The following is a 22171-nucleotide window of genomic DNA, read 5'->3' on the forward strand; positions in this document are numbered from 1 at the left end:
CGCCGCGCCACAGCGGTGGCGGATGTTGCAATGCAGTATCGCTGCTTCCCTCGGTTAGATCAAAACATCATCATGTTGTCATCCAGCTGAAACATTGCCTGCGCAGGTGCAGCGTCAGGGGCCGACGACGTTCGGCAACAATGATAGGGGTTATTTACATGATGAGCCGTTTGCTTTCCGGGTGCGCCGTCGGCGCGCTTGCCCTGGGTGTCGCCGCGCCGGCGCTGGCGCAGTCCACCGCCTCGCAGATGCAGGATATCGTCGTCACCGCGACCGCCACGCAGCAGAGCGTCGGCGGTCTGATCAAGGCCGAGCAGGCGCCCAAGACCCGCTCGACCATCACCGAGGAGTTCATTGGCTCGCAGGCCGCCGGCCAGACGGTGGCCCAGCTGATCAACCTGCTGCCCGGCGTCAACTTCACCAACAGCGACCCGTACGGCAACTCCGGCGGTAACCTGCGTATCCGCGGTTTCGATGGCGCCCGCGTCTCGATGACCTTCGACGGCGTGCCGCTCAATGACACCGGCAACTACGCGCTCTACACCAACCAGCAGCTCGACTCCGAACTGATGGAGCGGGTCAACGTCAATCTCGGCACCACCGATGTCGACAGCCCGACCGCCTCGGCGACCGGCGGCACCATCAACTATGTGTCGCGCACGCCGGCCAACGACTTCGGCGTCGTGCTGCAACCGAGCATCGGCAGCTTCAACTATCGCCGCCTGTTCGGCATGGTCGATACCGGCGAGTTCACCGCGATCGGCACCAAGGCCTGGTTCGCCGCGTCCTATACGAACTACGACAAGTTCAAGGGCCCGGGCGAGATGGAGAAGCAGCAGTACAACGGCCGCATCTACCAGCCGATCGGCGACAACGGGGATTTCATCTCGATCGCCGGCCACTGGAACGTCAACCGCAACAACTTCTACAACAACATCAATCTCGCCAACTGGCGGCTCGACAAGTCGGGCGAGGATTTCGAGTACCTTGACGGCGACTATGTGATCGACGCGCCGACCGCCGGCGTCGCCGACAACGACGGCAGCGGCATGTCCAACTACTACAAGCTGCGCATCAACCCGTCGAACACCGGCAACATCCGTGTCCAGTCGCGTTTCACCCTGGCCGAGGGCGTGATCCTGACCGTCGACCCGTCGTTCCAGTACGTGCTGGCCAACGGCGGCGGCAGCCAGCTGTTCGCCGAGACCGACCCGCGTCTGCGCGGCACCAGCTCGGCGACCGGCGTCGATCTCAACGGCGACGGTGATGTCCTCGACCGGGTGCGCCTGTATGCCCCCAACACCACCAACACCCGCCGCTACGGCCTGACCAGCTCGCTGATCTGGGACATCAACGACAACAACAAGGTCCGCGTCGCCTATACCTTCGACCGCGGCCGTCACCGGCAGACCGGCCGCGTCGGCTACATCAGCGCCGACGGTTCGCCGGAGAACGTGTTCGCCGGCCTGAAGGGCGATCCGATCGAGACCGCCGACGGCAATGTGCTGCGCACCCGCGACCGTCTGTCGATTGCCCAGCTGCACCAGGTGTCGGGCGAGTACACGCTGAAGGCGTTCGACAACGCGCTGCGCGTCAACCTCGGTGTCCGCGCGCCGTTCTTCAAGCGCGAGCTGAACCAGTACTGCTACACCATCAACAGCATGAGCGTGTCGGGCGCCTTCTCGGGCACCTACACGCTGAACTCCAACCAGTACTGCACCACGGGCACGGTCGCCAACGCCACCGGCGTCACCTTCGGTTCGACCGTCGTCGCGCCGTACGAGGCGACCAGGAAGTATGACAAGGTGCTGCCGAACCTCGGCGTTTCCTACCGGCTGGACGGCGGCCATCAGCTGTATGCCAGCTACGCCGAGGGCCTGTCGGCACCGCGCACGGACTTCCTCTACGGTATCCAGATCGCCAATCCGCAGCCGGAAACGACCCAGGCCTACGACCTCGGCTACCGCTTCCAGGGCGACACGGTGACCGCCTCGCTGGCGGGCTGGTACACCAAGTACAAGAACCGTATCGTCACCTCCTACAACGACGAAACCGGCCTGTTCGAGGACCGCAACGTCGGTGCCGTCGATCTGTGGGGCGCCGATTTCGAGATCGGCGTGCAGCCGGTGAAGTCGCTGACCGTCTACGCTTCGGCGTCGTGGTCGAAGAGCGAGATCCAGGCCAACTACCTGACCTTCACCAGCTCGCAGATCGTCGAGGTGCCGACCAAGGGCAAGCGCCTGGTGGAAACGCCGGAGTGGACCTTCTCGGCCCGCGCCCAGTATGACTATGAAGGCTTCACCCTGGGCGGTCAGGTCAAGCATGTCGGTGCCCGCTGGGCCACCGATCTCAACGACCAGAAGTCGCCCGCCTACACGGTGGTCGACCTCGACGTCCGCTACGACCTGGGCGATCTGTTCAACCTCAAGGGCTCGTACCTCCAGGTGAACGTCACCAACCTGTTCGGCGCCGACTACCTCGGCAACATCAGCTCGACCCGCAATGCGGTGGCGACCACGGTCGACAGCGTCAACGGCACGCCGGTCACCCTGTCGGCGACCCAGCCGACCTATGCGATCGGCGCACCGCGGACGGTGCAGGCGACCCTGCGCCTGGCCTTCTGATCGCCTGGCGGCCACGACCGGACAGGGGGCGGTCCGGCCGCTGCTGGCGGCGAGCCAACCGGGATGGAGGCATTCGTGTCTCCATCCCTGCCGCCCGCCGGACCTCCGGCGCTGGTCCTGCCCTCATGGCAGGGACCGTGGCCATTCCCGCGCCGGCCGATCAAGGTCTCGACCGGGCGGTGCTTTTCTGGCAATCGGGTGCCCGACAAGAACGGGACAAGGTCGCCAACGATTGCCGATGCGTGCTGAACTGACCACGCCCCCGCCACCACTGGTGCGTAACCCCATCCCCGGACTGGTGGCGGTGATCCTGCATATGGGCTTTGTCGGCGCGACGGTGGGCGTGCTGGCGCCGCTGACCGCGCTGCGCTTCAAGGCGTGGGGCGCCAGCCCGCTGGAGGTCGGCCTGGCCGGCGGCATGACGGCACTGGCGCTGCTGGTGATGATCCCGCTGCTGGCGCGCCTGCCCAGGGTCAATCCCACCATCATCATGGGAGCCGGTTGCGCGGTCGGCGCCGCCGCGCTCGTCGCCATGCAGCTGCTGCCGGATACCTGGGCGTGGATCGGCCTGCGGTTCGTATCGGCGCTGGGGCTGACCATGCCGTGGCTGCTCGGTGAAAGCTGGGTCAATCTGGCGGCGCCGGAACATCTGCGCGGCCGCATCGTCGCCAGCTATGCCGCCGCTTTCTTCGTCGGCTTTTCCGCCGGGCCGATCCTCATCGATATCGTCGGCTATCAGGGGTGGGCGCCCATCATTGGCGCCATCCTGTTCCTGGTTGGCGCCGCCCTGCCGCTGATGGTCGCCCGCCGTTACGCGCCTGTCATCGCCATTCACGGCCTCGACAACCCGTTCCCGGTGCTCCGCCGGGCGCCGGTCGTCGCCATCGCGGCGCTGGCCGCCGGCCTGACGGAAAGCCTGTGCTTCGGCCTGTTCGTGGTCTACGGCCTCGATCTCGGCTGGGGCGCCTCGCAATCGCTGCACACCTACACCGCGCTGCTGGTGGGGGGCATCGTGCTGCAATATCCGATCGGCTGGCTGGCCGACCGCTGGTCGCGCCGGCGGGTGCTGTCGCTGATCTCCATGATCACCGCGCTGGCGGTGGTGGGGCTGTCGCTGGTCACCACCCAGCCGACCGTCGCCCTGCTGCTGTCGTTCCTGCTGGGCGGGGGGGTGCTGGCCTTCTATTCGCTCGGGCTGATCCTGCTGGGTGACCATTTTCACGGCGAGGACGTGGTCAAGGCCAATGCCGGCTTCCTGCTCGCCTATCAGGGCGGTTCGCTGGTCGGCCCGTCGCTGGGCGGCGGCGCCATGATGGCCGCCGGACCGATCGGCTTCACGGTCGTGCTGGCGGTGGCGGGCGGCGTGTTGCTGGCGCTCAGCCTGCGCCGGCGGGTCTGACAGGGCGTTCTACGCCGCCACCAGTCGGGCACGCAGCAGGCCGCGCAGACTGTTGCCCACCCACAGGGCGTCGGCGGCCTTGATGTCGTCGAGCGTCAACGCCGCCTCGATCGCCTGGCCGCTGTCCAGCAGCGCCGCGCGCAGCACGCCGGGCAACGCGCCCGCGGTGACCGGCGGGGTCAGCAACCGGCCGTCGCGCTCGACGAAGACATTGGTGAACGAGCCTTCCACCACCGCATCGTCCTGATTGGCGAACAGCACCTCGAAGCAGCCGGTGGCGGTGGCGAGCCGTGCCCGTTCGCTGTCATAGAAGCCGCGATGGCTGGTCTTGTGCGCGCGCAGCGGATCGCGGGCGTCGAGCCGTCGAGGCGACAGCACCACCGTCACCGGCTCGGCGGGAGCAGGCGGCATCGGGGCCGCCTGCACGCTGGCGGTGCCCGAACGGCCCACCAGCAGCCGCACCCGCATCGGCTGGCGCCAGTGCGTCGCGGCATCGGCCAGCAGGCCGCGCCAGGCTTGGGGATCGGTCCTGAAACGCCAGTGGGTCGCGCTCGCCGTCAGCCGGGCGAGATGGCGTTCCAGATGGCGGAAGCCCTCGCCGGGCAGCCATGCCATCGTCTCGATGAGGTCGAACGGCGGCAGGGTGGTGGCGGCGAAGCTGCCTTTGAGCGCGCACTCGGCCCATTCGGCGGCCGGGTCGCTGTCGGCGACGATACCGCTGCCCAGCCCCATGCGGGCCTGGCCGTCGCCGGTGACCAGCAGGGTGCGGATGGCGACGCTGAAGCAGGCGTCGCCCGGCCCGGCGGTGGCGCCGGCCGGCGCGAGCCAGCCGACGGCGCCGGTGTAGACCCCGCGCGGGCGGGCTTCCTGCCCGGCGATGATCTCCATGGCGCGGATCTTCGGCGCCCCGGTGATCGAGCCGCAGGGGAACAGCCGCGTCAGCACGTCCACGGCGTCGAGGCCGGGCGCCAGCGTCGCGGTGACGGTGGAGGTCATCTGGTGCACCGTCGGGTAGCTCTCGACGGTGAACAGCGCCGGCACCCTGACGGAGCCCACCGTCGCCACCCGCGCGAGGTCGTTGCGCAGCAGGTCGGTGATCATCAGGTTCTCCGCCCGGTTCTTGGCGTCCGCGGCGAGCGCCGCCGCGGCGGCGCGGTCGGCCGCCGGCGCGGGGCGGCGGGCGGCGGTGCCCTTCATCGGCCGGGCGGTCAGCCGGTCGCCGGCAAGCGCGAAGAACAGCTCCGGCGACAGCGACAGCAGCCAGCGCGCGCCGGTCCAGATCAGCGCGCCGTGCGGTGCGCGCTGGGCCTCCCGCAGGCGGCGATACAGGGCGACGGGATCGCCGGTGAAGGCGACCTCGGCGGGGAAGGTATAGTTGACCTGATAGACGTCGCCGGCGGCGATATAGTCGATGATGCGCGCCACGGCACGGGTGTACGCCGCCTCGGTGATGGCAGGTGTGACGGCGGCGGCCTGGCCGGCCGGCCGGATGGCGCGCCAGAACGTGTCCATGGCCTCGGGCGGCAGCAGCCGGCAGTCGCGGAACAGGCCGAACCACGCCAGCGGTTCCTCCACCGGCGCGCGCCAGAGGCCGGCGAGCCGGGGTTCGAGCAGCAGCCCCGCCTCGTAGGCGAGCCAGCCACCGGCATGCAGGCCCCGCGCGAGCCCGGCGCGGATGGCGGCGAGGGCGGTGGCGAGATCATCGGCGGCGTGCGCCTCGGCGGTATCGGCGAGCCCGGTGAGCAGGCGCGACGGGCCGGTGCCGGTGGCATCGTCGAACAGGGCGAACGGGCGCAGGGGCGCAAGCGGCAGCATGAGCGCCCTTTAAGCCCTCGGGCGGAGCACGACAACGGCTGTCGCACTCCGCCCCGGGGTCACGGCCTGTTTTCGGCCCGGCGAGCTTATTTCCCGCCGGCGAGGATGAACGCGCGGGCGTCGCGCGCCAGCGCCTCCAGCGACGGCCGGTGCAGATACATCATGTGGCCGGCCTCATAGTAGGTGTAGGTCACCCGGTCCGGCACCAGTCCGTTGCCGGCCAGCGTGTTCTCGGCGGCGAAGAACGGCGTGGCGAGATCATAGTAGCCGCTGGCCTGCAGCACCCGCAGGTCGGCGTTCTCGCGCATTGCCTTGCCCAGTCCGGTCGCGACGTTGACATTGGCGTAGCCGAAACTGCGTTCGGCCGTCTTCCAGTCCCAGTGACGGCCCGGTTCGCCGGAGAGCACCTTGTACTCACGGTCGAGGGTGACCTTCAGATCGCTCTGGTAATAGCTGTTGAGCGCCGCCGCGTAGCCGCCGGGAATGGCGTAGCCGGACGGATCGTCGTCAAAGGTCTCGCCGGCGTTGTCGAAGTCCTGGCCCTTGTAGCGGGTGTCGAAGCGACCGACGGTAAAGCCGCCGGCGCGGCCGAACTCCTTCATGAAACGCAGCGCATGGATGCGCAGCCGGGTGTTGTCGAGGTAGGTCTCGGACAGGCCGGTCAGCTCCGCCAGCTCCTTGCGGACGCGCGCGTGCTCCTCGGCCGGCAGGCGATCGCCCTTGAGCAGGGCGGGGGCATAGACATCCAGCGCGAAGCGGCGGGCGCGCTCGACGTGCTGGGTCAGCGTGACGTCGGTCCGGCCCCGCAGGTTGTGGTACCAGTGGGTGGCGGCGTAGGTTGGCAGGAAGCCGATGTAGGGCAGTTCGTTGCCGGTCTGGAAGCGGGCGGTGGAGAAGTCGAGGATGGTGGAGATCAGCATCACGCCGTTGAGCGCGATGCCGTTGAAACCCTCCTGCAACCGTTCCGCCAGCGCCGCCGCCCGGGTGGTGCCATAGCTCTCGCCGGCGAGGTACTTGGGCGAGTTCCACCGCTTGTGGGTGGTCAGCCACAGCCGGATGAACTCCGCCATCGAGTCCGCGTCCTGCTTGACGCCCCAGAAGGCCTTGCCCTCATGCTCGCCCAGCGGCCGGCTGTAGCCGGTGCCGACGGGGTCGATGAACACCAGGTCGGAGACATCGAGCAGGCTCAGCGGATTGTCGACCACCCGGTAGGGCGGGGCGCCATCGTCGCGGGCGTCCGACGGCAGGTCGACCCGCTTGGGGCCGAACACGCCCATGTGCAGCCACAGCGATGCCGAACCCGGGCCGCCGTTGAAGACGAAGGTCACCGGCCGCCGGCTGCTGTCCGGCACGCCCTCGCGGAGATAGGAGACTGTGAAGATCGACGCCTTCGGCTTGTCCTTGTCATCCTTCAGGTGCAGCTCGCCGGCGATGGCGGTGTAGCGAACGTCGGTGCCGTTGAAGCGCCCGCCGTGGCGGGTGACGACGCTGTAGGGCTCGGGAATGGCGGCGGCTTCAGCCCGGGCACCGGTCTTGCCCGGTGCCTCGGCGGCCGCGGCCGGGACGGTGAAGGTGGGGGACGCCAGCGCCAAGGCCAGCGCCAGCAGGGTTGTCGGACGGATCATGGATGCCCCGTGGATATGGTTTTCGCTGGCGCCAGCCTAGGAAACGCGCCGCTGACGGGCAAGCGACACGCGCCGGAGCGTGCGTCGCGCCGGGTTGAAGCGTCGAAGTTTTTGACAACTTTGCGACGGTGGGTCGTTCCGTGGGCGTTTAACACATTGAAACGCAACAAAACGGGCTGTTGGCACGGTTAATGCATTATTAACCACGCAGCTACTTCAGGGGTAAGGCCATGCAGATGCTCTCTCTCAAGACCTTCGCTTTGGGCGCCGCCACCGCGCTGGCGCTTGCCGCAACGCCCGCGTCCGCCGCTCTGGTGACGACGTGGAACTACACGCTGACCGACGAATTCACCGCCGCGACCAACACCGCCAACGACGATTCGGCGGCCGGCTGGTTCGAAAGCGCCACCGAGATTTCCTGGGGCTCGCCGACGCAGCGCAGTTCGCTGACGATCTCGCCGGCCGACGGTACGGTCAACGGTGTCGTCAACACCAACAGCGGTATTGCCGTCGGTCCGACGCTGACCCACAACAACACCGCCATTCCGGCCCAGTATGCGACGCTCAGCAGCGCGACCCTGCTGTCGACGCTGTATCTGACCGCCGCTGTGCCGGCGGGTCCGGCCGCCGATCCGATCGCGGTCAACTTCGACATCTCGTTCATCGAGACGCTGAACGAGGCGCCGTGCTCCGACCCGCAGGGGCCCGACTGCGCGGACATTTTCGTGCTGAGCAACCCGGGTTCGCTGACCCAGTTCATCGATTATGGTGGCATGACCTACAAGATCACCATCTTCGAGCTGACCGGCGCGATCAAGGTTCTCAATGAATCGGACTGCCTCGCGGTTGGCCAGGGTGCCGGCTGCATCGGCTTCGTCACCTCCGAGGGCGAAGCGACCTCCGCGCAGTTCGGCTTCATCATCCAGGCGCCGGAGCCGGCGGCTTTCGCGCTGTTCGGCGCGGGTCTGGCGGGTCTGGGCCTCGCGGCGCGCCGTCGCCGCAAGTAAGCCACGCGCTTATCCGGTTAAGCCACGCGCTTATCCGATAGAATGTGAAGCCGCGGCGCCGGGAGGCGTCGCGGCTTTCGCTTTTGCCGGCGAGGCAAGGCGGCCGGATTGTCGAGGAATCTGACACTTGCGTTGTCACGATACCGGCACGATTCAGCTATTTGTTTGTTTTTGTGGCGTTTTTTGTTCTTGGCACGCATCCTGCTTATATCCCGGCAAAGCTTGTTTATTGGAGAAGATCATGTTCGCAGGTTTCATGAAGGGTACGGCTCTGGCGGCGGTCACGGTGGCGGGTCTGTTCGGCGCGCAGGCCAACGCCGCGATGGTCAACAGCTGGAGCTACGTGCTGCAGAGCGAGTTCGGTGACGCCACCTTCTCGTCCGGCACCGGCTCCCAGGTGGAGGACCAGCTGGCGGTCAACTGGGGTTCCCCGTTCGGCAGCAGCGATCCGCGCTTCAACAGCAACCGCAGCGGTATCGAGCTGGAAGGCGACACCGTCAATGGCGCCGGCCAGGCCGAGACCAGCGGCAATTACAACACCAACGATCTGGTCAACGCCGGCCTCGGGCCGTCGATCTTCCACATCAACAACTCGATCAGCGGCAGCTACGCGACGCTGGAGACGGCCGAGCTGTTCGCCACCCTGCTGCTCACCCCGACCAGCCCGGCGGGCAGCCCGCTGGCGCCGATCGCGGTGACCTTCGACATCGAATTCTCGGAGACCGTCAACCAGGCGCCCTGCGCCGATCCGGTCGGTCCGGACTGCGCCGACATTTTCGTGCTGGGTTCGGGTTCGCTGAACCAGTCGTTCTCCTATGACGGCCAGACCTACTACATCAGCATCTTCGAGGTCACCAATTCGCTGACCGCGCTGGATGACGATGTCTGCGCCGCCGCCGGCGCGCCGTCGGGCTGCATCGGCTTCGTCACCGAGGAAGGCAAGATCAACGAAGCCAAGTTCGGCTTCGTCATCACCACCCGTCCGGTGCTGACGCCGGAACCGGCCGCCTTCGCGCTGCTGGGTTCGGGCCTGGTCGCGGGCGGTCTGGCCCTGCGCCGCCGCAAGAAGTAAGTCCCGGGATCGTCGCTGCCGCCCGAGAGGGGCGGCAGCGATGCCCGACCGCCAGGGCCGCGCCAGCAATGGCGCGGCCCTCGCCGTTTGTGACGGCGTTCGTTTCAGCCCCTCGCGCGGGGTGGGTGCCCTGCCCCTGTCAGGGCCAACCGGAGCGTTGACAAGGGGCGGCCCGGGCGGGCACGAGGGAGAGCATGAGCCAGTCAGCACCGTCACCAAGCCCGCCGCCGATCCAGGTCGCCGTCATTCCGGTCACCGCGTTCCAGCAGAACTGCAGCCTGCTGTGGTGTACCCGCACGATGCGCGGCGCGCTGATCGATGCCGGCGGCGACATCGACCGCCTGCTCGCCGAGGTGGCCCGCCATGGCGTGACGCTGGAGAAGCTGCTGGTGACCCACGGTCACCTCGACCACTGCGGCGCCACCGCCGAACTGGCCGAGCGGCTCGGCGTGCCGATCGAGGGACCGCACGAGGACGACCGCTTCTGGATCGAGCAGCTGGAGGACAATGCCCGCCAATATGGCTTTCCGCCCGCCCGGAGTTTCGTGCCTGACCGCTGGCTGGTGGACGGCGACACGGTGACGGTGGGCGATCAGACGCTGGAGGTCCGGCACTGTCCCGGTCATACGCCCGGCCATGTGGTGTTCTTCCACCGGGGCGTGAAGCTCGCCTTCGTTGGTGACGTGCTGTTCCAGGGCTCGATCGGCCGCACCGATTTTCCGCGTGGCGACATGCCGACGCTGATCACCTCCATCACTCAGCGCCTGTGGCCGCTGGGCGATGATGTGCATTTCGTCCCCGGCCATGGCCCGATGTCGACCTTTGGCGCCGAACGCCGCAGCAACCCGTTCGTCGCCGACCGGGTTCTTGCCGGCTAGCGATCGATCCGTCCGCCGGGCTGCGTGGCGGGCTGTAATGAGAACGACTCGCGACGTGGATGCAACCGGGCGTTGTTAACCATGATGTCTCGCCAGGCCGGGGGGACGGCCGGCGATGACCGCGCGTTGACCCGATCTGTCGGTATTCTGGCTAACTGCTTGCGATAGTGAAGAAATATCACTTGCGCGCAGTGATTGAATGGCCCGGATATTGTTTCGACTACGCAACAAGCTTGACGGCGCACGCTTCTAACACAAAGAGACTACCGGCAGACATGATTCGCGCCGTGAGCGGCGCACGCCGAGGTCGATGTGACAGGTACAGGTAAACCACTACGCCAGCTGGCCGCCCGCGTGTTCGCGCTGGCGGACCAGCAGTCGGTGCCGGTCCTGCTCATGGATACGCGCGCGGGCGAGCGGGGCAATCACCGCATTCTCTATGCCAACGCCTTTGCCGAGCGGCTGCTGGGCTACAGCCCCGGCGCGCTCGCGCGACAGATGCCCAGCGCGCTGTATGGCCAGGCGACCGACCTGTTCCAGATCATGCGGGCGCGGGACGCCGTGGTTACCGGCGCGCGGGTGACGTTTCAGGTACAGCTGTATCGCGGCTCGGGCGAGCCCTTGCTGGTGGATGGCGCGGCGGGGCTGGTGGTGCAGGGCCGGCCCGGCGCGCCGCCACGACCGCTGTGTGCCGCCGTGACCCTGGTGCCCGCGACGCGGCTGGCGCGGGATGGCAGCGGCGCGACGCTGGCGCTGGCGGCCTTGCAGGACATGGCGGAAGCGCTGGCGGACGGCGCTGGCGATCTGCGCATGAGCAACCGGCCAACGCCGGCCTTCTGAGCATCGATCTTCCGGGCATCGATCTTCCGGGCATCGATCTTCCGGGCGCCGGCGTTCCGCGGCGTTGGGCCACGGCACATCGCGGGGCCTCAGGCGGCAACGGCGGCCGCGCGGCAGGAGCGGGCGTCCGGGATGGCGGCGCCATCGCCCCATCCCGGATCGCCGCCGTCCGGCCTCAGATGGTCCGGCTGATCACTTCCTTCATGATCTCCGAGGTGCCGCCATAGATGCGCTGGACACGGGCATCGCGCCACAGCCGGGCGATCGGATACTCGTTCATGTAGCCGGCGCCGCCGTGGAGCTGGAGGCAGGCGTCCACCATTTCCCATTGCAGCTCGGTGTGCCACAGCTTGGCGGCGGAGGCTTCCGCGGCGTTCAGCTCGCCCTTGATGTGGCGGGCGATCGCCCAGTCGAGGTGCGCCCAGCCCACCTGCAGCTTGGTCTTGAGGTCGGCGAGCGTGAACTTGGTGTTCTGGAAGTCGAACACGGTGCGGCCGAAGGCCTTGCGGTCCTTGACGAACTCGACGGTGATGTCGAACGCCTTCTGGGCCGCGCCCTGGGCGGAGACGGCGATCGACAGCCGCTCCTGCGGCAGCTGGTTCATCAGGTAGATGAAGCCCTTGTTTTCCTCGCCAAGGCAGTTGGTGATCGGCACCCGCACCTCGTCGAAGAACATTTCCGAGGTGTCGGCGGAGTTCTGGCCGATCTTGTCGAGGTTGCGGCCGCGCCGGTAACCTTCGCGGTCGGTCTCCACCAGGATCAGCGAGGTGCCCTTGGCGCCCTTCTCGGGGTCGGTCTTGGCGACGACGATGACGATGTCGGCGTTCTGGCCGTTGGTGATGTAGGTCTTCGAGCCGCTGATGACATAATGGTTGCCATCCTTGCGGGCGGTGGTGCGCACGCCCTGCAAATCGGAGCCGGCGCCGGGTTCGGTCATGGCGATGGCGCCGATGGCCTCGCCGGAGACCATTTTCGGCAGCCAGGTCTTTTTCATTTCCTCCGAGCCGTAGGCGACCAGATAGTCGGCGACAATGTCGGATTGCAGGGTGATGCCGGCCGACGAGCCGGCATAGGCCAGTTCCTCGTCGATGATGGCGTTATAGCGGAAGTCGAGACCGAGACCGCCATAGGCTTCCGGCACCGTCGGGCAGAGCAGGCCGGCCTCGCCGCATTTCAGCCAGAACGCGCGCGAGCAGATGCCCTCTTCCTCAAAGCGGTCGAGGTTGGGCAGCAGTTCGCGGGCAAATACCTTGCGAACCTGGTCGCGGAACATCTCGTGGTCGGGCTCGTAAATGGCGCGGGTCTCGATCATGCTGATAAAATCCTCGGAACTGGAACTATGGTGATAAAAATAGGCCAAGGACTTTCGTTGACGTTTACGTAAGCGTCAAGAGGCGCCAACGGGGGGTGTGGTTGCCGTGTTGGGCTGACGGGGGCGGAAGCGTCGGCGATGGCACTGGAGAGCGGCGTGATGACGAAGAAGATGGTGGCCGGGCAACCGGCGGGGCGTGGCCGGCTGTCGCGGGCGGGTCGGTCGCGGGCCCTGATGATGACGCTGACGATGGTGCTGGCCGTGATGGCGGCGCTGGCGCCGCCGGCACGTGTCGCCCGGGCCGCGAGCCCCGCCCAGGCTATCAATCCCGCCGCCACCATCCCGCTGGGCGACTGGCGCCTGACGCTGGCCTTCCCCGGCGGCGAGCTGCCGGTGGGGCTGGAACTGGCGCGCGAAAAGGGCGCGGTGGTGGCCTATCTGGTCAACGGTGCCGACCGTACCCGCGCCGAGCAGACGCGGATCGTCGGGCGAACCCTGACGCTGGCCTTCCCCTCCTACGAGTCGAGCCTCAGTCTGACCCTGGCGGGCGACGGCCGGCTGGCGGGCACCGCCAGGCTGTTCCGGCGCGCGGGCCCGCTGACGCTGAAGGCGGTGGCGACCCATGGCGACCGCTGGCGCTTCGCCCGCGCCGCCGACCCCGGGGCCACCAGTGTCGCCGGCACCTGGGCGGTGTCCCTGGAGGAGGAGGGCCAGCGCGAGCAGGGCCTTGCCACCTTCCGGCAGATCGGCAGCCGGGTGGAGGGCACCTTCCTGTTTCCCTCCGGCGACTATCGCTTCCTGGCCGGCGACGTGATCGGCAAGACGCTGATGCTGTCGACCTTCGATGGCAACCAGGGGACGCTGTGGCGTGGCACGCTGGACAGGGATGGCACGCTGGCCGGCACCAAGATCGAGGCCAACAGTCAGGCGCCGGCGCGCTGGACCGCCCGGCGGGACGCCAGCGCCCGGCTTGCCGCGCCGGCGCGGCCGCGGCTGTTGCAACCCGGCTTCGAGCGGCTGACGTTCGCCTTCCCCGATGCCGATGGCCGGATGGTGTCGCTGGCCGATCCGCGCTTCAGGGGCAAGGTGGTGGTGGTGTCGATCGGCGGCACCTGGTGCCCCAACTGCCATGACGAGGCGCGCTTCCTGGTGCCCTATCACGCCCGCCACAAGGCGCGCGGGCTGGAAGTGATCGGGCTGCAGTTCGAGTATACCGATGATCCGGCGCGTTCGGCCGCCCAGATCCGGCGCTTCGCCCAGCGCTATGGCATCACCTATCCGATGCTGGTGGCCGGCGTCGCCAACCCGGAGGCGACGCGCAAGGCGCTGCCGGCGATCGGCGGCGTCAGCGTCTACCCGACCATGCTGTTCATCGACCGTGCCGGCCGGCTGCGGCGCATCCACACCGGCTTCTCCGGCCCGGCGACGGGAAAGCTGCACACGGATTTCGTCAAGGACTTCGACGGGTTTGTTGGCAAGCTGCTGGCCGAGCCGACGCCGCGCTGAGGGTGCGGGCGGGCCAGGGCGTCAGAGCACGAGGATCGGCCCGCGACCCAGCCGCGACAGCCGGCCGGCATAGGAGAGCAGGCGGTCGGTGAGGGACTGCTGCTGGCAGGTCTGGGGGCTCGACGGCAGGGCGCCGATCATGTCCTGCCGGTCGGGCAGCGGCAGCGGGCGTTCGATTGCGCTGGCGGCCCCGGCGGCGGCTCCGGCGCTGGCGGCATCGGTGCGCAGCGGGTCGCTGGCAGACCGCTCCAGCATCGCCGGCGATGGCGCGGCCTGGGCCACGGCGGCCAGAGCGATGACGGCCGGTGCGGTCAGCGCCAGCACGGCCAAGGCAGTACGGATCAATCTCGCCATGGTCCCCTCCACGGTCTTCAGCCCAAAGCATCTGGTAGCGCCCGGAATATGAGCGGCCTCATACGCCTGCCGCGTGTGCGACGCGAGAGGCTGCACGCTCAACAGTGAGCGGTGCGCGGCCAGTCGAGTGTGCCGGCGGGGCGGTTTACAGCTGGCGCACCAGCAGGCTGACGACGCCGATCCAGCCCGGCGCCGGCACCGGCACCGCCTTCTCGCCGGCGGCCAGCGGCAGGATCAGCAGCCGCTCGGGATAGGCCGACACCAGCCGGCCGAAGGCGAAGCGGCCGGCGGCCAGCGGCGCCAGCACGTCCTTGTTGAGGGCGGTGGCGAAATCCTCCGGCTCGATGCGTTGCAGCCAGACCTCGTCGCCGGCGCGATAGTCGCCCTGGCTGGCTTCCACCTTGAGGCCCAGCAGATCGGGGCGCACCAGCGGCGGCGCCAGCACCATCGGGCGGCGCGGCGCGTCCGGCCCCTGGGCGGTCAGCACGGCGGCCACCGCCACGTCCGGCCGGTCCGGCAGGCTCACCAGTTCCGACGGATCCACCTCCAGCGCGCCGGCGATGCGGTTCAGCCAGCCGACCGAGACGGTGCGCATCCCGGTTTCCAGCCGGCCGATGGTCTGCGCCGTGGTGGCGGGCGCGCAGCGCGCGGCGACTTCCGCCAGGGTCAGGCCCTTGGCCTTGCGGACTTCACGGATTCGCGTGTGCATCTCGACCTCCTCACCCAACCGGCACTTTTATCTGTCCTACAGCAACCGATGCAGCTTAGTCGAGAGGTCTTGTGTGAGTCGTGAACCAGGAGGCGTCGAATGGCACAGGCACGGGGGACATCCGAGGCGCGCACCGCCCGGCTGCTGGAGCGACTGGCGACGGGGGAGCGGCTGGAACCCGACGAGTCCGGGTATCGCATCGGCCGCGCGCGGGCCTCGGCGGCGCTGGTGGCGCAGTTGCGGCGGGCGGAGCTGATCGAGGCGGCCGGCGGGGGCTATCGGCTGAGCGGGCCGGGGCAGGCCTGGCTGGCGCGGCGGGCGGCGGCCGAGGCGGGGGGCGACGGTACCCACGCGCAGAACCGGCTGCTGGCGCGCCAGCAGCGGCGCGTCGCTGGTGTGGACAGATTGGTTACGGTTAACCTCGCTGAATCACCATTGGGGTGGCTGCTGCGCCATAAGCGGATCGACGCCCGCCAGTTCGAGGCCGGTGAGCGATTGCGCGGCGACTTCGAGACCGCCCGGCTGGGACCGCGCGTCACCATGGGCTGGGACATGCTGGCACCCTCACGCCAGCCGCGCGGCGCGCCGGAAGTGCTGGACCCGACGCTGGCGCAGCTCGCCGCCCGGCGCCGGTTCGATGCCGCGCTGGCCGCGCTCGGGCCTGGCCTGGGGGATGTGTTGTGGCGGGTGGCCTGCGCTGGCGAGGGGCTCGACCAGGCGGAGCGGGCGCTGGGCTGGCCGGCGCGTGCCGGCAAGGTGGTGCTGGGGCTGGCGCTCGACCGGCTGGCGGACCATTACGGGCTGGCGTGACGGGGCCGGGCCCGGTGTGAAAAATAGGATAAAACCTCTTGACCATCGTCACGATACTATGTAGAAGATTCGACATGCTCTGAAATTGCGCCCGCGCCGATCCGGCGGGGCCAGGGGAACGAACCGGTCGCCCCCGTGAACGGGCTCCTCGGAGCCGTGGTCGCGGGGGCGATTGCCTGTCCAGGCTTCCTGTTTCGGTGACTGCCATGACTGACGAGATCATTGCCGGTGCCAATGCCGGTGCCACGCCGCCCCGGCGCGCGTCCGCCGCCGCGCGCAAGCCGGCGCGCTGGACGATGGCCCGGCGGGAAACCTTCATTGCCCGGCTGGCCGAGTCCGGCAACGTCACGGCGGCGGCGAAGGCGGCGCGGATGCCGCGCAGCGCCGCCTACCGGCTGCGGCGAACCTCGGCGCCGTTCGCGGCGGCCTGGGACGAGGCGATCCAGGTGGCGCTCGACGCGCTGGAGGCGGCGATGCTGGAACGCGCCATCAACGGCGTGGAAAAGACCGTCTATTACGGCGGCCAGCAGTGCGGCACGGTGCGCCACTACTCCGACGCCGCCGCGATGTTCATCCTGCGCAGCCGGCGGCCGGAAATCTATGCCCGGCCGCAGACGGAGCGCGACAGCCCGGAGACGGCCGATCCGGTGGCCGAGGCCCGCCAGGCGCGCGCCGCCATCGAGGCCCGGCTCGACAGCCTGGCTCGCGGCGACGCGCCGATGCCCGAAGGGCAGGACGCCGATGACGGCACGGATGCGGCGGACAGGGCGGATGGCGATGGCTGAGGCGGCTTATCCGGCACTGGCGCTGGCACGGCTGCCGCTGGCCGAGCGCCGGGCGATGCTCGATGCGCTGAGCCCGGCGCAACTGCAGGCGCTGCTGCATGATTTCGGCTGCTGGGGGCGGCCGGAACAGCAGCCGCCGGCCGGGGACTGGCGGGTGTGGGCGGTGGTCGCCGGGCGCGGCTTCGGCAAGACCCGGGCCGGCGCGGAATGGGTGCGCGCCCTGGCCGAGGCCCAGCCGTGGCTGCGGGTGGCGCTGGTCGGCGCGACGCTGGCGGAGGCGCGCGCGGTGATGGTGGAGGGCGAAGCCGGCCTGCTCAACATCGCGGCGCCGGCCCAGCGGCCGCATTTCGAACCATCGCTGCGCCGGCTGAGCTGGCGTAACGGCGCGCGGGCGTTTCTCTATTCGGCCGAGGAGCCGGAGCAGCTGCGCGGGCCGGAGCATCATGTGGCGTGGTGCGACGAGCTGGCCAAGTGGCCCGATGCCGAGACGGTGTGGATGAACCTGCAGATGGGGTTGCGGCTGGGCACGCTGCCGCGCGCGGTGGTGACGACGACGCCCCGCCCGGTGCCGCTGCTGCGCCAGCTGCTCGACGATCCGGCGGTGGCCCGCACACGCGGCCGCACCGCCGACAATCGCGCCTTTCTGGCGCCGGGATTTCTGGAGGCGGTGACGGCGGCCTACGCCGGCACCCGGCTCGGCCGGCAGGAGCTGGACGGCGAACTGGTGGAGGACATCGCCGGTGCGCTGTGGAGCCGGGCCGGGCTCGATCGTGGCCGGGTGCGGGCCGCCCCGCCGCTGGTCCGTGTCGTGGTCGCGGTCGATCCGCCGGTGAGCAGCGGGCCGGGGGCGGATGCCTGCGGCATCGTCGCCGCCGGGCTCGATGCCGAGGGCCATGGCTATGTGCTGGCCGATCACACGCTCGCCGGCGCCAGTCCCGAGGCATGGGCGCGCGCGGCGGTGGCGGCCGCTGACCATCATGGCGCCGACCGGCTGGTCGCCGAGGTCAACAACGGCGGCGAGCTGGTGGGGGTGGTGCTGCGCTCGGTGGACGCGCGGGTGCCGCTGAAGCTGGTGCGCGCCAGCCGGGGCAAGGCGGCGCGTGCCGAGCCGGTGGCGGCGCTCTATGAACGCGGCCTGGTCCACCATGTCGGTGGTCTTGCCGATCTGGAGGACCAGTTGTGCGGTCTGCTGCCCGGCGGCGGCTACGAGGGGCCGGGCCGCTCGCCCGACCGCGCCGACGCCGCCGTGTGGGCGCTGACCGAGCTGATGCTGGCCCGCGCGCCACAGCCCAGGGTGCGCCGGGTGTGAGGGCATCCACGGATTGCAAGGAGACAGCAGATGGCATTTCCCCTGACCCGCTGGTGGGCCAAGGCCCGCCGGGCGCCGCCGTCGCGCGCGCCGCTGGCGCTGCTCACCGGCTGGGCCGGCGCCAGCCTGCCGCGCGGCCATGACACGCTGGCGCGTGAGACCTATGTCCGCAACGCCATCGCCCAGCGGGCGGTGAAGCTGGTGGCGGAAGGCGCGGCCTCGGCGCGCTGGCTGGCCGGCGGCACCGACCGCGTGGGCGTTGTCGACACCGGCGGCCATCCGCTGCTGGCGCTGCTGGCCCGACCCAACCCGCGCCAGTCCGGCCCTGACCTCGTCGAGGCGCTGGCGAGCCATCTGCTGCTGGCCGGCAACGCCTATGTCGAGGTGGTGACCGATGACGACGACCGGCCGGTCGAGCTGCATCTGCTGCGCCCGGAGCGGGTCAGCATTGTCGCCGGCGCCACCGGCTGGCCGGCGGAATATCGCTACCAGGCCGGCGGACAGGTGGCGCGCTATCCGGTCGATCCGGTGAGCGGGCGGGCGGAGCTTCTGCACCTGCGCGCCTTCCATCCGCTCGACGATCATTACGGCCTGTCGCCGCTGGAGGCGGTGGCGGCGGCGGTGGAGACCCACAACGCCGCCGCGCGCTGGAACAAGGCGCTGCTCGACAATGCCGCGCGACCCTCGGGCGCGCTGGTGTTCGACCCCGGCGAGGCCGGCGCCGCCTTGAGCGCCGACCAGTTCGAGCGGCTGAAACGCGAGATGGAGGAGGGTTTCGCCGGCGCCGTCAACGCCGGCCGGCCGATGCTGCTGGAAGGCGGGCTGAAATGGCAGCCGCTGTCGCTGTCGCCGGCCGACATGGATTTCGTCGCCGCGCGCGACGCCGCCGCGCGCGAGATCGCGCTCGCCTTCGGCGTGCCGCCGATGCTGCTCGGCCTGCCCGGTGACAACACCTACGCCAACTATCAGGAAGCCAACCGGGCGCTGTGGCGGCTGACCATCCTGCCGCTGCTGGCCAAGTTGACGGCCGGGGTCGCCGCCCATTTCAGCGCCTGGTGGCCTGACCTGACGCTGGACATCGACCGCGACGCCGTTCCGGCGCTCAGCGCCGACCGCGAGCGGCTGTGGGCGCAGGTGTCGGCGGCGGACTTTCTCACGGCCGTCGACAAGCGCCGGCTGCTCGGTCTGGAGGTGTCGGAAAATGTGACAGAGCAGTGACGGAATTCCTTACATCTTAACCAATGCTACCATTCCGCTAACCATCGAAGTTTCTGTCCCGATTGCACAAGTTTCAGTTGGCCCGCTCCTTGCGGTAGGGCAGTATTAACGGAACAAGTGTGGGAGCACGGACATGTTGGGGAAGATTCTGGCGGCGATCGGTCTGGCACTGGCGTTCATGGGCGCCACCTTGCTCAACACCGCGATGGCGCGGGCCGAGACCATGGATTTCGAGCTGGAACTGCCCGAGGGCGCCAGCATTGACGCCGCCACCATGGCCGGTGCGCTGATCGAGGCGCTGGCCACGGCGCCGGACGCTCAGAAGCCGGCGCTGGTCGAGGCGCTCGCCAACGTGCTGCGGATGAACCCGGAGGAGCGTATCGAATCGCCGGCCATCGCCATGGCGCCGCCGGCCGAGGCCGAGGGCGCCAGCGCCAGCGATCAGGTCGCCGAGGCCGAGGGCGAGGAGGCCGCCCCGGCGGACGAAGGCGCGATGACGCTCGATCTCGCGATCGTTCGCCGCGAGGGCGCCGAGGACGAAATCCTGCTGCAATGGCTGTAACGTCAGGCCTGTAAGGCCGGGCCGTTGAGGCCGGGTCGGCAGGACTGAACGGGCGTGGCTGGCGCGCCCACGATATTTTCCTCACCGCCTGTTCCCGAGGTGGAGGATGCACGGGCCGGGGTTTTCCCCGGCCCGTTTGCGTTTGTGCCCCTGTTGTTCACGGAGGTCGTGATGACCGCGCCGATCACGGATCGCTGTGCCGCGACGCTCGGCCTGCTGGTGGCCCAGGCGCGCGACGAGGGCGCCTCGGTGGTGACACTCAAGGCGCTGACCGAGGAAGCGGCGGAGGCTGGCGCCGCCCGCGCGCTGGCCCGGCTGGGTCTGCACGACGGCAGCGCCGGCGCCGACATTCTGGAGTTGCGCCAGCTGCTGTCGGCCTGGCGCGACACCCGGCGGGCCGCCCGCCATGCCGTCATCGGCTGGCTGGTGCGGCTGGTGCTGGCTGGCCTGCTGCTGGGGCTGGCGGTGAAACTGCGCCTGATCGACCTGGCGCCGGACCTGCACGGCTGAGGCCAACCCGCCGCGCTTGATGCGCGCGGCAATCCATGAGGCCATCCCGCCGCGCTTGATGCGCGCGGCAATCCATGAGGCATCGACATGACCGAGATCACGACCGGCGCGCCGCCGGGCGGCGGGCTTTGCTTCGCCGGCTATGCCAGCGTGTTCGACCTGCCGGACCGCGGCCGCGACGTGGTGGCGCCGGGCGCCTTCGCCCGCTGGCTGGCCGAAAGCCGGTCGGTGCTGCCGCTGCTGTGGCAGCACGAGGCGCGCGAGCCGGTGGGGCGGGTGCTGCATCTGGCCGAGGACGCGCGTGGCCTGCGGGTGGTGGCGGTGCTCGCCGAGGGCTGCGGCCGTGGCCGCGATGCCGCCGCGCTGCTGCGGGCCGGCGCGCTTGCCGGCCTGTCGATCGGCTATCGCGTGCGTCGTGCCGAGGCCGATCCGCGCCGCCGGCTGCGCCGCCTCACCGAGCTGGAGCTGATCGAGATTTCGCTGGTGACCTTTCCCATGCAGCCGGCCGCGCGGGTGCTGGCGCTGGATGACTCCCTTCTCGCCCGCGAACCGCTCACCGCACCAATCTGGAGATAGCCGATGACCGATTACGACACCAAGGCCGACACGCCCGCGCTGCCGGCGTTCGAGGATGCCTTCGCGCAGGCGCAGGCCGAGGCGCTGACGCCACGCCTTGACGCGCTGGACGCCGGCCTTGCCGCGCTGGAACAGAAGCTGGAGCGCAAGATGGCAGCACTTGCCACCGCCGGTCGCCGGCCGCCGCTCACCGCCACCAGGGCCGACTATGGCGACGACACGCATCGCGCCGCCTTCAGCGAGCGCTACCTGCGCAAGGGGCTGGAGACCGGGCTGGCCGGCATCGAGGCCAAGGCGCTCAACATCACCACGTCGGCCGAGGGCGGTTACGCGGTGCCGGAGGTGATCGACCAGGCGATCGCCACCCGGCTGAAGAATATCTCGCCGATCCGCGATCTCGCCACCGTGGTGACGGTGGGCAGCGCCAATTACAAGAAGCTGGTGGCGACCAGCGGCATCGCCTCCGGCTGGGTCGCCGAGAGCGCCGCCCGGCCGGAAACCACGGCGCCGCAATTCGCCGAGGTGGCGCCGCCGTGGGGCGAGATCTATGCCAACCCGGCCGCCACCCAGGCGATGCTCGACGACGCGATGTTCGATGTCGAGGCCTGGCTGGCGCACGAGATCGCGCTGGAATTCGCCCGCCAGGAGGGCGCGGCGTTCATCACCGGCAACGGCACCAACAAGCCCAAGGGCTTCCTGAGCCATGCCACGGCGGCGACCGGCGACACGGCGCGCGCCTTCGGCACGCTGCAGCATGTGCCCACCGGCGTCGCCGGCAATTTCCCCGCCAGCAACCCGGCCGATATTCTCATCGATCTGGTCCACGCGCTGCGGCCCGCCTACCGTCAGGGCGCGGCGTTCGTGATGAACTCGGCGACCTGCGCGCGGCTGCGCAAGTTCAAGGACGGCGATGGCAATTTCATCTGGCGACCGGGCCTCGCCGAGGGCCAGCCGGCGACGCTGCTGGGCTACCCCGTGCATGAGGCGGAGGACATGCCGGACGTGGCGGCCGACGCGCTCGCCGTCGCCTTCGGCAATTTCGCCCATGGCTATGTCATCGCCGAGCGGGCGGCGACGCGCATCCTGCGCGATCCGTTCTCCAACAAGCCGTTCGTCCACTTCTACGCCACCCGCCGGGTTGGCGGCGCGGTGGTCAATTCCGACGCCATCAAGCTGCTGAAGTTCGCGGCGAGCTGAGCCGGATCGGGAAGCCGCATCGGTGCCGGCATCAGGCCGGCGCCGGTGCGGAGGCCGGTTTCT

The 22171-nt window shown here is 69.4% G+C and carries 20 protein-coding genes; 15 read left to right on the plus strand and 5 right to left on the minus strand.

Annotated elements, in window-relative coordinates:
- Positions 1-161 precede the first annotated feature (161 nt).
- Both ABU113_RS02690 and ABU113_RS02695 read left to right on the plus strand, forming a co-directional pair.
- Positions 162-2624, plus strand: coding sequence for a TonB-dependent receptor (locus ABU113_RS02690; RefSeq protein WP_454557931.1), 2463 nt, complete (start codon positions 162-164; stop codon positions 2622-2624).
- Between the two features lie 238 nt (positions 2625-2862).
- The gene (locus ABU113_RS02695; protein WP_454557932.1) at positions 2863-4023 is read left to right on the plus strand and encodes an MFS transporter; all 1161 of its coding nucleotides are present in this window, start codon (positions 2863-2865) and stop codon (positions 4021-4023) included.
- A gap of 9 nt (positions 4024-4032) precedes the next feature.
- On the opposite strand, the gene pabB is transcribed toward ABU113_RS02695, so the two are convergent.
- Positions 4033-5838, minus strand: coding sequence for an aminodeoxychorismate synthase component I (gene pabB, locus ABU113_RS02700; RefSeq protein WP_454557933.1), 1806 nt, complete (start codon positions 5836-5838; stop codon positions 4033-4035).
- Between the two features lie 86 nt (positions 5839-5924).
- A complete protein-coding gene (locus ABU113_RS02705) occupies positions 5925-7463 on the minus strand; it encodes a S10 family peptidase (protein ID WP_454557934.1) in 1539 nt (512 codons plus the stop codon).
- A gap of 230 nt (positions 7464-7693) precedes the next feature.
- On the opposite strand from ABU113_RS02705, the gene ABU113_RS02710 reads away from it, so the two are divergent.
- The 4 genes from ABU113_RS02710 to ABU113_RS02725 all read left to right on the plus strand — a co-directional run bounded on the left by ABU113_RS02710 (position 7694) and on the right by ABU113_RS02725 (position 11260).
- The gene (locus tag ABU113_RS02710) at positions 7694-8470 is read left to right on the plus strand and encodes a THxN family PEP-CTERM protein (RefSeq protein ID WP_454557935.1); all 777 of its coding nucleotides are present in this window, start codon (positions 7694-7696) and stop codon (positions 8468-8470) included.
- A gap of 241 nt (positions 8471-8711) precedes the next feature.
- Positions 8712-9542, plus strand: a complete 831-nt coding sequence (locus ABU113_RS02715) for a THxN family PEP-CTERM protein (RefSeq protein WP_454557936.1) — start codon at positions 8712-8714, stop codon at positions 9540-9542.
- 194 nt (positions 9543-9736) lie between these two features.
- The gene (locus tag ABU113_RS02720) at positions 9737-10420 is read left to right on the plus strand and encodes an MBL fold metallo-hydrolase (RefSeq protein WP_454557937.1); all 684 of its coding nucleotides are present in this window, start codon (positions 9737-9739) and stop codon (positions 10418-10420) included.
- Between the two features lie 312 nt (positions 10421-10732).
- A complete protein-coding gene (locus ABU113_RS02725) occupies positions 10733-11260 on the plus strand; it encodes a PAS domain-containing protein (protein ID WP_454557938.1) in 528 nt (175 codons plus the stop codon).
- A 175-nt stretch (positions 11261-11435) separates the two neighbouring features.
- Here the strand turns inward: ABU113_RS02725 and ABU113_RS02730 are convergent, their stop codons facing one another.
- Complete coding sequence (locus ABU113_RS02730; RefSeq protein ID WP_454557939.1) at positions 11436-12572, minus strand: acyl-CoA dehydrogenase family protein; 1137 nt, start codon at positions 12570-12572, stop codon at positions 11436-11438.
- 159 nt (positions 12573-12731) lie between these two features.
- Between ABU113_RS02730 and ABU113_RS02735 the strand changes: the two genes are divergently transcribed.
- Complete coding sequence (locus tag ABU113_RS02735; protein ID WP_454557940.1) at positions 12732-14078, plus strand: TlpA disulfide reductase family protein; 1347 nt, start codon at positions 12732-12734, stop codon at positions 14076-14078.
- Between the two features lie 21 nt (positions 14079-14099).
- On the opposite strand, the gene ABU113_RS02740 is transcribed toward ABU113_RS02735, so the two are convergent.
- Positions 14100-14432 carry a hypothetical protein gene (locus tag ABU113_RS02740; RefSeq protein ID WP_454557941.1) on the minus strand — a complete coding sequence of 111 codons (333 nt, stop codon included), beginning with the start codon at positions 14430-14432 and terminating at the stop codon, positions 14100-14102.
- Between the two features lie 145 nt (positions 14433-14577).
- Positions 14578-15141, minus strand: a complete 564-nt coding sequence (locus ABU113_RS02745) for a helix-turn-helix domain-containing protein (protein ID WP_454557942.1) — start codon at positions 15139-15141, stop codon at positions 14578-14580.
- A gap of 99 nt (positions 15142-15240) precedes the next feature.
- Here ABU113_RS02745 and ABU113_RS02750 point away from each other — a divergent pair, with 99 nt between their 5' ends.
- From ABU113_RS02750 to ABU113_RS02785, 8 genes are all read left to right on the plus strand, one after another.
- Entirely contained in the window at positions 15241-15951 is a 711-nt protein-coding gene (locus tag ABU113_RS02750; RefSeq protein WP_454557943.1) for a DUF6456 domain-containing protein, read from the plus strand.
- A gap of 206 nt (positions 15952-16157) precedes the next feature.
- Positions 16158-16736, plus strand: coding sequence for a hypothetical protein (locus ABU113_RS02755; protein ID WP_454557944.1), 579 nt, complete (start codon positions 16158-16160; stop codon positions 16734-16736).
- Positions 16723-18045: a DNA-packaging protein gene (locus ABU113_RS02760; protein ID WP_454557945.1), complete on the plus strand. Its 1323-nt coding sequence runs from the start codon at positions 16723-16725 to the stop codon at positions 18043-18045. Before ABU113_RS02755 ends, ABU113_RS02760 begins: the two co-directional genes overlap by 14 nt.
- A gap of 30 nt (positions 18046-18075) precedes the next feature.
- Entirely contained in the window at positions 18076-19263 is a 1188-nt protein-coding gene (locus ABU113_RS02765) for a phage portal protein (RefSeq protein WP_454557946.1), read from the plus strand.
- Between the two features lie 133 nt (positions 19264-19396).
- Positions 19397-19825 (plus strand): hypothetical protein, encoded by a 429-nt coding sequence (locus ABU113_RS02770; RefSeq protein WP_454557947.1) that lies wholly within the window; start codon positions 19397-19399, stop codon positions 19823-19825.
- Positions 19826-19996: 171 nt separating this feature from the next.
- A complete protein-coding gene (locus ABU113_RS02775; RefSeq protein WP_454557948.1) occupies positions 19997-20335 on the plus strand; it encodes a DUF6127 family protein in 339 nt (112 codons plus the stop codon).
- Positions 20336-20422: 87 nt separating this feature from the next.
- Positions 20423-20911 (plus strand): HK97 family phage prohead protease, encoded by a 489-nt coding sequence (locus tag ABU113_RS02780; RefSeq protein WP_454557949.1) that lies wholly within the window; start codon positions 20423-20425, stop codon positions 20909-20911.
- 3 nt (positions 20912-20914) lie between these two features.
- A complete protein-coding gene (locus ABU113_RS02785; RefSeq protein WP_454557950.1) occupies positions 20915-22108 on the plus strand; it encodes a phage major capsid protein in 1194 nt (397 codons plus the stop codon).
- The last annotated feature ends 63 nt before the right edge of the window (positions 22109-22171 follow it).

This window comes from Parapedomonas caeni (assembly GCF_041060555.1).
Classification (GTDB): domain Bacteria; phylum Pseudomonadota; class Alphaproteobacteria; order Sphingomonadales; family Sphingomonadaceae; genus CAUJIW01.